The sequence below is a fragment of the Streptomyces sp. NPDC049577 genome, assembly GCF_040675635.1.
Lineage (GTDB): Bacteria > Actinomycetota > Actinomycetes > Streptomycetales > Streptomycetaceae > Streptomyces.
The window spans coordinates 1-10614 of the sequence record NZ_JBFAPH010000222.1 but is presented as its reverse complement, the minus strand read 5'-3'; the positions used below and the strand labels follow the sequence as shown (position 1 = coordinate 10614).

The following is a 10614-nucleotide window of genomic DNA, read 5'->3' as shown; positions in this document are numbered from 1 at the left end:
ACGCCCGGTTACATTCCGAACCCGGAAGCTAAGCCTTTCAGCGCCGATGGTACTGCATGGGGGACCGTGTGGGAGAGTAGGACGCCGCCGAACTAATTTTCAAAAAAGCTCCGGTGTTTGAACTTCGGTTCAAGCACCGGAGCTTTTTTGTTTTCACGAAGAAGTGCCCGCCGTCACGCCGTGTTCACGTCCCGCCGTCACCATCCGCGTATGGGGACTCAGCAGAAGCTCGCCACTGCCGGAATCGGCCCCGGCGACGAGGTCGTCGTACCGTCCTTCGCCGGACCGGGGCCCGCCGACGCCGTTCGTGGCACGGGAGCCTCTCCCGTCTTCGCCGACATCCACCCCGGCAGCCTCTGCCTCGACCCGGCGTCCGTCGCCGCCGCGCTGACCTCACGCACCAGCGCCGTCGTGTACGTCCGGCTCTTCGGGTTTCCGCTCGATCTGACGGCTCTTCAATCCTTGGCGGCCTCACGGGGATTGCTGCTCGTCGAGCACTCCACCGCGACCCCGGCGGACGACCCCGAGCGCCGCCGGGCCAACGCCGCCTATTTCAACGCCCGCCTCACCGGCGTCGTCACCCCCGTCACCGGCCCCGGCGGCCGGCACGGCTACCACTCGTACGTCGTCCGCGTGCCCGGAAACGGCCGGCCGGACCGGGACGCCTTCGCGCGCGCCCTCCGTGCCCGCGGTGTGCCGTGCCACGTTCCCGTCCAGACGCCCGTGCACCGACTGCCGTCCTACCGGCGGGAGTTGTGGCTGCCCGAGACCGAGCGGGGTGCCGACGAGTGCCTTGCCCTGCCCGTCGGCTCGGATCTTTCCCGGCGCGAGCTCCAGCGGATCGTGTCGGCGTGCAACGCGCTCGGCGGGCCGCTGCCCGCGGCCGCCGCTTAGATGGTCAAAAGCACGTCCGAACATCGGGTATGCTTTATCTCGTTGCCGGCCCCAATAGCTCAGTCGGCAGAGCGTCTCCATGGTAAGGAGAAGGTCAACGGTTCGATTCCGTTTTGGGGCTCTGTAAGAAGAAAGGCCCCCGCCGTTCCGGCGGGGGCCTTTCTGTCTTTCTCAGCTCTGCTCCGGCTCCGGCACGCGCATCGCGAGAATGGCCATGTCGTCCGAGGGCGGTTCGGCGGCGAAGCGCTCCACCGCCCGCAGCACCCGTGCCGCCACCGCGCCCGCCGTCAGGCCCGTGCATCCGGCGAGTACGTCCGTCAGGCCGTCGTCGCCCAGCATGCGCGCGCCCTCGCGGCGCTCGGTGACGCCGTCGGTGACGCAGAGCAGCACATCGCCCGGGGCGAGGCTGACGGTCTGCTCGTACAGCTCCAGGTCGTCCATGACGCCCAGCAGCGGCTGCGGCTCGGCGGCCGGCTCGACCGTGCCGTCCTGGCGCAGGCGCAGCGGCAGGGGATGGCCGGCGCAGACCACCTTGAGGCTCGCGCTGCCGTCGGGCTGCGGCCACAGCTCGCCGTAGAGCAGCGTCAGGAAGCGGCTGCGGGCGCCCTCGTCGAGGATGGCGGCGTTGAGCCGTTGCAGCACCGCCGGGCCGCCGAAGCCCTCGCGGGCCAGCAGGCGCAGCGCGTGCCGTGCGAGACCCGTGACGGCCGCCGCCTCCGGGCCCGTGCCGCAGACGTCGCCGATGGCGAAGCCGTACGCGCCGTCGCGGATGGGGAACAGGTCGTAGAAGTCGCCGCCGACCTCGTTGCCCTCGCCGGCCGCGCGGTAGATGACCTCGACCTCCACGCCCGGCACGTCCGGCAGTTCGGGCGGGAGGAGGCTGCGCTGGAGGCTCTGGCTGATGGCGGTGCGCTCGCTGTACAGCCGGGCGTTGTCGAGCGCGAGGGCGGCGCGGCGGGAGAGGTCCTCGGCCAGTTCGAGGATCTCCTGGCGGAAGTGGTCGTCGGCGGGCTTGCCCAGGGTGAGCATGCCGATGACGCGGTTGCGGGCCACCAGCGGCAGGACGACGGTCTCGCCGCCGACGGCCGCCGCGGTGGCCAGGGAGGCGACGGGGGCGGGCGGCCGGCCGGAGTGGTCGTCCAGGCCGAGCGTGCGCAGCGAGGTGCGCAGGGCGGCGGCGTGGGCCGTCTCGGAGGGGGCCGTCCAGACGCGGGCGCCCGGGGTCGGCACCGGGTCCGGCGGCGGGACCTTGGAGAGCAGGGCCTTCAGGCCGTCGATGCGGTCCTCGTCCTCGTGCAGCACGTAGGAGAGCTCGGGTTCGGAGCTCTGGTCGGCGATGGTGTAGACGGCGCACCAGGTGGCGAGCGTGGGGACGGTCATCTGGGCCATCAGGGCCAGGGTCTGGTCGCGGTCGAGGGTGCCGGCGAGCAGGTCGGAGGCCTCGACGAGGAAGGAGAGCGAGCCGCGGCGCAGGCGTTCCAGTTCGCCCAGACGGGCGGACTCGACGGCCAGGGCGATGCGGTCGGCGGCGAACTGTAGGCGCAGGGCCTCCTCGTTCCCGTACCGCCGGGGGGCCTCGGCGGCCACGCCGAGCGAGCCGGTCAGCCGGCCCTCGACCTTCAGGGGGACGGTGACGACCGAGCGCATGCCGGTGTTGGCCAGCAGCGGTACCGCGCCGGGCACCGCGCTGAGGTCGTCGTGGACGGCCGGCATCCGGGCGGAGCCGTAGCGTCCGGTGCCGGCCTCGACGGGGACGCGGGCGAAGCGCTGACGGGCGGAGGGCAGGCCGGTGGAGGCCCGGACCTCCAGCTCGGTCTCGTCGTCGGTGGCGAGCAGCAGATAGGCGGCGTCGCCGTCGAGCATGTCCCGGGCCCGTTCGACGGTGCGCTGGAGCAGGCCGTCCAGGTCGTCGGGGGCGGGGGAGCCGATGAAGACCTCGAAGGGGTCGGCGCTGGTGCGCTCGCCGCCCGAGTCCGCCGAGCCGGAACGGACCGGGCTCTGGAGCACGGCGCGCTCCTCGTCGCGCACGAGCAGACAGACCGTGGAGGGCGCGCCCTCGGTGTCGCGGACGCGCAGATGCGAGGCGTAGACGGGGACGACGCGGCCGTCGGCATCCCTTATTCCGTAGGAGCCCTCCCAGCGGGAGAGGGCGAGGGCCTCGGCGATGCCGGTGGAGGTGCCCGGGGTGTGCGGCCAGGCGGCGAGGTCGGTGAGCGGCTTGCCGACGGTCTGGTCGGCGCTGTAGCCGAAGAGGTCGCGGGCGTCGTCGTTCCAGGCGCTGATGGCGCCGGAGCGGTCGATCTGGACGACGGCGACGCGCACCCGGACCTCGGCGACCGGCAGGGCCTCGGCGGGCAGGGCGGGGCCGGCCGAGCGGGTGCCGGCGGGGCGGTCCGGCAGGTCGAGGCTGAACCACACCTTCTTGCGGGTGGAGCTGTACTCCACGCCCCAGCGGGTGGCCAGGGCCGCGCAGAGCAGCAGGCCGCGGCCGCCCTCGCGGTCGAAGCCGCCGAACTGCCGGCCGGGCGTCTGCACCGGGAGCTCGCGCTCGGGGTAACGGTCGGCGACCTCGACGCGGACCCCGTCCTCCGTACGGGCGCACAGGACCTCGGCGGCAGTGCCGGCGTGGACGACGGCGTTGGTGACGAGCTCGCTGGTCAGGACGACGGCGTCGTCGATGACATCGGGGAAGCCCCAGCCCTGGAGAGTATCCCGGACGAAGGCCCGTGCGGAGGCGACGGAGCGTCCGACCGGCTCGAAGGTGGCGGCAGCCCGCGCGGTGATCACAGGTCTCCTCGTGTCTGTCTCGGCCGTCTGCTCACCCATGCGACAGCGCCCCTCCATTGCCTGGCCGGATGCCAGGTTACTTACCCCGACCGTACGGGCGGAGGGCGGTCGTGGTGATTCCACCTTGGGGGTGCCGGAGGCCGGTGTGCCATGCTGCCGTCTGTTATGGCCTGGTTGGGCCAGGGTGAAACACTGGGAAAGCTCGAAGCGGAGCCCGACGAGGATGATCGACCCTGCGGGAGGGACACGGTGGAGTCTGGCGCGGCGGCGCGGGGCGTGAGCACGCGCGCGAAGGGCGGACGGTCCCGGGCCAATGGGACGACGGAAGTGGACACGGCGGCCCTGAACCGGCTCCTGTCCGCGCTGGAGGCGATGCGGGACGGAAACTTCCGCAAACGCCTGACCGTCTCCGGCGACGGGGCGATGTCCGAGATCGCGGCGGTGTTCAACGAGGTGGCGGACCGCAATCTGCAGCTCACGGGTGAGCTGGCGCGGGTGCGGCGGGTGGTCGGCCGTGAGGGAAAACTCACGGAACGGCTGGAGGTCGGCGCCTGCGAAGGGGCGTGGGCCGCGGCGATCGACGCCTCCAACGCGCTGGTCGACGATCTGGTCCGGCCGGTGTCCGAGGTCGGGCGGGTGCTGTCCGCGGTGGCCGAGGGCGATCTGGAACAGCGCATGGACCTGCGCTCCCTCGGCGCGGACGGGTCGGCGCATCCGCTGCGCGGCGAGTTCCTCAAGGTGGGGCGCACGGTCAACGGGCTGGTGGACCAGCTGTCGGCGTTCACCGACGAGGTGACCCGGGTGGCGCGCGAGGTCGGCACCGAGGGCAAGCTCGGCGGGCAGGCCCGGGTACGCGGAATGTCCGGTTCGTGGAAGGACCTCACGGACTCCGTCAACACGATGGCCTCCCGGCTGACCGCCCAGGTGCGTGATATCGCGCTGGTGACGACGGCCGTCGCGAAGGGCGATCTCTCCCGCAAGGTCACGGTCCATGTGGCGGGCGAGATGCTGGAGCTGAAGAACACCGTCAACACGATGGTGGACCAGCTGTCCTCCTTCGCCTCCGAGGTCACCCGGGTGGCCCGGGAGGTCGGTACCGAGGGCGAGCTGGGCGGTCAGGCGCAGGTGCCGGGCGTGGCGGGTGTCTGGAAGGACCTCACCGACTCGGTCAACCTGATGGCCGGGAATCTGACGGCCCAGGTGCGCGGGATCGCGCAGGTGACCACCGCGGTCGCGAACGGCGATCTCTCGCAGAAGGTCACGGTGAGCGCGCGCGGCGAGGTCGCCCAACTCGCCGAGACCATCAACCAGATGACGGAGACGCTGCGCACCTTCGCCGACGAGGTCACGCGGGTGGCCAGCGAGGTGGGTGCCGAGGGTCTGCTGGGCGGCCAGGCGCAGGTGCCGGGCGCGGCCGGGACGTGGAAGGACCTCACGGACTCGGTGAACACCGCGTTCCGCAACCTCACCGGTCAGGTGCGGGACATCGCCCAGGTGACGACGGCGGTCGCGAACGGGGATCTGGGGCAGAAGGTCACCGTCGACGTCTCCGGCGAGATGCTGGAGTTGAAGAACACCGTCAATTCGATGGTCGACCAGCTCCAGTCCTTCAGTGCCGAAGTCACCCGCGTGGCCCGGGAGATCGGTGTCGAGGGCGAGCTGGGCGGTCAGGCGCAGGTGCCGGGCGCGGCCGGGACGTGGAAGGACCTCACCGATTCGGTGAACACCGCGTTCCGTAACCTCACCGGCCAGGTCCGCAACATCGCCCAGGTGACGACGGCGGTGGCGAACGGCGATCTGTCGCAGAAGGTCACCGTCGACGTCTCCGGCGAGATGCTGAAGCTGAAGAACACCGTGAACACCATGGTGGACCAGCTGTCCTCGTTCGCCGACCAGGTCACCCGGATGGCCCGCGACGTGGGCACGGAGGGCCGGCTCGGCGGCCAGGCGCGGGTGGACGGCGTGTCCGGCACCTGGAAGGAACTCACCGACTCGGTGAACTTCATGGCCGGCAACCTCACCTCGCAGGTGCGCCAGATCGCCCAGGTGACGACGGCGGTGGCGCGCGGCGATCTGTCGCAGAAGATCGACGTGGACGCGCGGGGCGAGATCCTGGAGCTGAAGAACACCATCAACACGATGGTCGACCAGCTCTCCTCCTTCGCCGACCAGGTCACGCGCGTGGCCCGCGAGGTCGGTACGGACGGCCGGCTCGGGGGCCAGGCACAGGTGCCGGGCGTCGCGGGTGTCTGGCGCGACCTCACCGACTCGGTCAACGGCATGGCGGGCAATCTGACCGCCCAGGTCCGCAACATCGCGCAGGTGGCCACGGCGGTGGCGCGCGGCGATCTGTCGCAGAAGATCGACGTGGACGCGCGGGGCGAGATCCTGGAGCTGAAGAACACCCTCAACACGATGGTGGACCAGCTGTCGTCGTTCGCCGAGCAGGTCACACGGGTGGCCCGCGAGGTGGGTACCGAAGGCATCCTGGGCGGTCAGGCCGAGGTGCAGGGCGTCTCCGGCACCTGGAAGGACCTGACCCAGTCGGTCAACTTCATGGCCAACAACCTGACGTCGCAGGTCCGCAACATCGCCGAGGTCACCACGGCGGTCGCCAAGGGCGATCTGTCGAAGAAGATCACGGTCGACGCCAAGGGCGAGATCCTCGAACTCGTCACCACCGTCAACACGATGGTCGACCAGCTGTCGGACTTCGCCGAGCAGGTCACGCGGGTGGCCCGCGAGGTGGGTACCGAGGGCATCCTGGGCGGTCAGGCGCGGGTGCGGGACGTCACCGGCATCTGGAAGGACCTCACCGACAACGTCAACCTGATGGCCAACAATCTGACCAGCCAGGTGCGGAACATCTCGCAGGTCGCGGGCGCGGTCGCGAACGGCGACCTCACCAAGAAGATCACCGTCGAGGCGCGCGGCGAGGTCGCGCAGCTGGCCGACACCGTCAACACCATGGTGACGACGCTGTCGTCCTTCGCGGACGAGGTCACGCGGGTGGCCCGCGAGGTGGGCACGGACGGCATCCTGGGCGGTCAGGCCCGGGTGCCGGGCGTCTCGGGCACCTGGAAGGACCTCACCGAGTCGGTGAACTCGATGGCGTCCAACCTCACTGGGCAGGTCCGCAACATCGCCATGGTGACCACCGCCATCGCGCAGGGCGATCTGACCAAGAAGATCGACATCGACGCGCGCGGCGAGATCCTCCAGCTGAAGACGACCATCAACACGATGGTGGACCAGCTGTCCTCGTTCGCCGAGCAGGTGACCCGGGTGGCCCGCGAGGTGGGTACCGAGGGCATCCTGGGCGGCCAGGCACGGGTGCGGGACGTGGACGGCACCTGGCGCGACCTGACCGAGTCCGTGAACGAGATGGCCGGCAACCTGACCCGGCAGGTACGGGCCATCGCCGAGGTCGCCACCGCGGTGACCCGGGGCGACCTCAACCTCAAGATCGAGGTGGACGCGGCCGGCGAGATCCTGGAGCTCCAGGACAACATCAACATGATGATCGCCAACCTGCGCGAGACCACGCTGGCCAACAAGGAACAGGACTGGCTCAAGGGCAACCTCGCCCGTATCTCCGGCCTCATGCAGGGCCGCCGCGACCTGGAGGACGTCGCCCAGCTCATCATGAGCGAGCTGACCCCGGTGGTCTCCGCCCAGCACGGCGCGTTCTTCCTGGCCATGCCGACCGGCCACGAGGCCGGGCAGCAGGAGGGCGAGACCGCCGAGGACGCGTACGAGCTGCGGATGCTCGGTTCGTACGGCTACTCCATGGGCTCCATGCCGACCGTCTTCCGGCCCGGTGAGTCGCTCATCGGCACGGCCGCACAGGAGAAGCGCACGATCCTGGTGGAGAACGTCCCGCCGGGCTATCTGAAGATCGCCTCGGGGCTGGGGGAGGCGCCGCCGGCCCATGTCATCGTGCTGCCGGTACTGTTCGAGGGGCAGGTGCTCGGCGTCATCGAGCTGGCCTCCTTCCAGCCGTTCGCGCAGATCCAGAAGGACTTCCTCAGCCAGATCGCCGAGATGATCGGCACGAGCGTCAACACCATCAGCGTCAACACCAAGACGGAGATGCTGCTCAAGCAGTCGCAGGAGCTCACCGAGCAACTGCGCGAGCGCTCGGCGGAATTGGAGAACCGGCAGAAGGCGCTGGAGATCTCCAACGCCGAGCTGGAGGAGAAGTCCGAGCGGCTGGCGCGGCAGAACCGCGACATCGAGGTGAAGAACACCGAGATCGAGGAGGCCCGGCAGGTGCTGGAGGAGCGCGCCGAGCAGCTCGCGGTCTCCATGCGCTACAAGTCCGAGTTCCTGGCCAACATGTCGCACGAGCTGCGCACCCCGCTCAACTCGCTGCTGATCCTGGCCAAGCTGCTCGCCGACAACGCCGACGGCAACCTCTCCCCGAAGCAGGTCGAGTTCGCCGAGACCATCCACGGCGCGGGCTCCGACCTGCTCCAGCTCATCAACGACATCCTGGACCTGTCCAAGGTCGAGGCGGGCAAGATGGACGTCAGCCCGACCCGGATCGCGCTCGTCCAGCTGGTCGACTACGTCGAGGCCACCTTCCGGCCGCTGACGGCGGAGAAGGGCCTGGACTTCTCCGTGCGGGTCTCGCCCGAGCTGCCCGCGACGCTGCACACCGACGAGCAGCGGCTGCTCCAGGTGCTGCGCAACCTGCTGTCCAACGCGGTGAAGTTCACCGACACGGGCGCGGTCGAGCTCGTCATCCGGCCGGCCGGGGCCGACGTCCCGGACGCCATCCGTGAGCAGCTGCTGGAGGCGGGCTCGCTGCGCGACGCCGACGCCGGAATGATCGCCTTCTCGGTCACGGACACCGGCATCGGCATCGCGGCCAGCAAGATGCGCGTCATCTTCGAGGCCTTCAAGCAGGCGGACGGCACCACCAGCCGCAAGTACGGCGGCACCGGACTCGGGCTGTCCATCAGCCGCGAGATCGCACGGCTGCTCGGTGGCGAGATCCACGCGGCGAGCGAGCCCGGACGGGGCTCGACCTTCACCCTCTACCTGCCGCTGAACCCCGGCGAGCTGCCGCCCCACGGCTACGGCGCGCTGGAGGCCGGCGAGCCCTACGGGCCGGAGGAGCAGGCCGCCGGGGGCGTGGAGTCGTCCGCGCGCGGGGCGGCCGGGCTCTTCCTGCGCCGCCGGCGGGCCGCGCAGGCCGCCGGGCAGCTCCCCGCGCCGCAGACCGGCCTCGGGCAGCCGGGACGGCCCGGCGGACCGGAGCCGCGGGACGAGGACACCGAGGTGGACACGCTCGCCGCGCCGATGCCCTCGGCGCCCTCGGCCGTACCGCAGCAGACCTGGCCCGCCGATGCGCAGAGTGACGGCCCGGAGGCCCTGCCGGGCGGTCCCGCGGGCGGATTCCGTGGCGAGAAGGTGCTCATCGTCGACGACGACATCCGCAACGTCTTCGCGCTCACCAGCGTGCTCGAACAGCACGGGCTGTCGGTGCTCTACGCGGAGAACGGGCGCGAGGGGATCGAGGTCCTGGAGCAGCACGACGACGTCGCGGTGGTCCTGATGGACATCATGATGCCGGAGATGGACGGGTACGCGACGACGGCCGCCATCCGCAGGATGCCGCAGTTCGCGGGGCTGCCCATCATCGCGCTGACGGCCAAGGCGATGAAGGGCGACCGGGAGAAGAGCATCGACGCCGGCGCGTCCGACTACGTCACCAAGCCGGTCGACACGGACCACCTGCTGGCCGTCATGGCGCAGTGGATGCGCGCGGAGTGAGGACCTCGGGGAGGGCTCGTGTCCTTCCCGGGTCGACCGCGGCCCGGTACGTGTGAGAGCGTGGCCCACGGGGAACCTTCCCGTCCTCCGCCACGTTTCCGCTACGTGCACAGTGACATCGTGGTGACAGGGTGTGGCGACAGGCGGGGTGCGGCTACCATGACCGGCACAAGGACGGGCGGCGCAAGGGAGTCGTCCCCCGGGGCGGCATCCGGTGCCTCCCCGAGCTCTTCGAGCAGGGGGCACCCCATGCCGGGGCGAGGAGGACGGGCCATGGTGCAGAAGGCCAAGATCCTCCTGGTCGATGACCGGCCGGAAAATCTGCTCGCGCTGGAGGCCATCCTCTCGGCGCTGGATCAGACGCTGGTTCGGGCATCGTCAGGGGAGGAAGCGCTCAAGGCGCTGCTGACGGACGACTTCGCGGTGATTCTGCTGGACGTTCAGATGCCCGGCATGGACGGATTCGAGACCGCCGCGCACATCAAGCGGCGGGAGCGGACCCGGGACATCCCGATCATCTTCCTCACCGCCATCAACCACGGTCCGCACCACACCTTCCGCGGCTACGCCGCGGGCGCCGTGGACTACATCTCCAAGCCCTTCGACCCGTGGGTGCTGCGCGCCAAGGTCTCGGTGTTCGTCGAGCTGTACATGAAGAACTGCCAGCTCCGCGAGCAGGCCGCCCTGTTGCGCCTCCAGCTGGAGAGCGGCGGCCACGCCGGCCGCGGTCCGGTGGCCGAGGCGGAGGAGCCCGCCGGGCTGCTCGCCGAGCTCTCCGCGCGGCTCGCCGCCGTCGAGGAGCAGGCCGAGGCGCTCTCCAAGCAGCTCGACGAGTCGGCCGACGCGGCAGCCGTGGCCACCGCCGCCCATCTGGAGCGCAAACTCACCGGGCTGCGGCGGGCGCTGGACGCGCTGGAGCCCGGGGCGGGCAGCGGCGCCAGCCCCCTCCCCACCCAGAACTGACCGCACCCGCAGGCCGCCGCCCGATCGCCTGACGTCCTGTCACCGCCCGTCGGCATCGGCGCCGTCACCGGAATCGTCACCGGCCCGGCGCCGCCGTGCGACACGAACGGGTGAACGCCCGGGCGCGGATGTCCCCCGCACACGACAACGGTAACCTCGGCACCATGGCCTCACGTACGTCCGGCAAGG

The 10614-nt window shown here is 70.7% G+C and carries 4 protein-coding genes, 1 tRNA gene and 1 rRNA gene; 5 read left to right on the top strand and 1 reads right to left on the bottom strand.

Features of this window, described 5'->3' with window-relative positions; all coding sequences use genetic code 11:
- The 3 genes from rrf to AB0K09_RS22830 form a co-directional block, all read left to right on the top strand.
- Nucleotides 1–93: ribosomal RNA gene (gene rrf / locus AB0K09_RS22840) — 5S ribosomal RNA — on the top strand; the annotation flags it as partial.
- A gap of 117 nt (nt 94–210) precedes the next feature.
- The gene (locus AB0K09_RS22835) at nt 211–894 is read left to right on the top strand and encodes a DegT/DnrJ/EryC1/StrS family aminotransferase (protein ID WP_366067226.1); all 684 of its coding nucleotides are present in this window, start codon (nt 211–213) and stop codon (nt 892–894) included.
- Nucleotides 895–942: 48 nt separating this feature from the next.
- Nucleotides 943–1015: transfer RNA gene (locus AB0K09_RS22830), tRNA-Thr, on the top strand.
- Nucleotides 1016–1065: 50 nt separating this feature from the next.
- On the opposite strand, the gene AB0K09_RS22825 is transcribed toward AB0K09_RS22830, so the two are convergent.
- Nucleotides 1066–3720, bottom strand: coding sequence for a SpoIIE family protein phosphatase (locus AB0K09_RS22825; protein WP_366067225.1), 2655 nt, complete (start codon nt 3718–3720; stop codon nt 1066–1068).
- Between the two features lie 210 nt (nt 3721–3930).
- On the opposite strand from AB0K09_RS22825, the gene AB0K09_RS22820 reads away from it, so the two are divergent.
- Both AB0K09_RS22820 and AB0K09_RS22815 read left to right on the top strand, forming a co-directional pair.
- Nucleotides 3931–9462, top strand: a complete 5532-nt coding sequence (locus AB0K09_RS22820) for a HAMP domain-containing protein (RefSeq protein ID WP_366067224.1) — start codon at nt 3931–3933, stop codon at nt 9460–9462.
- 273 nt (nt 9463–9735) lie between these two features.
- On the top strand, nt 9736–10425 hold the full coding sequence (locus AB0K09_RS22815) for a response regulator (RefSeq protein WP_366067223.1): 690 nt from the start codon (nt 9736–9738) through the stop codon (nt 10423–10425).
- The last annotated feature ends 189 nt before the right edge of the window (nt 10426–10614 follow it).

Excerpts from the sequence above, each read along its gene's own strand:
- AB0K09_RS22835 (WP_366067226.1), top strand. The coding sequence starts at position 211 with ATGGGGACTCAGCAGAAGCTCGCCACTGCCGGAATCGGCCCCGGCGAC.
- AB0K09_RS22825 (WP_366067225.1), bottom strand. The coding sequence starts at position 3,720 with ATGGGTGAGCAGACGGCCGAGACAGACACGAGGAGACCTGTGATCACC.
- AB0K09_RS22815 (WP_366067223.1), top strand. The coding sequence starts at position 9,736 with ATGGTGCAGAAGGCCAAGATCCTCCTGGTCGATGACCGGCCGGAAAAT.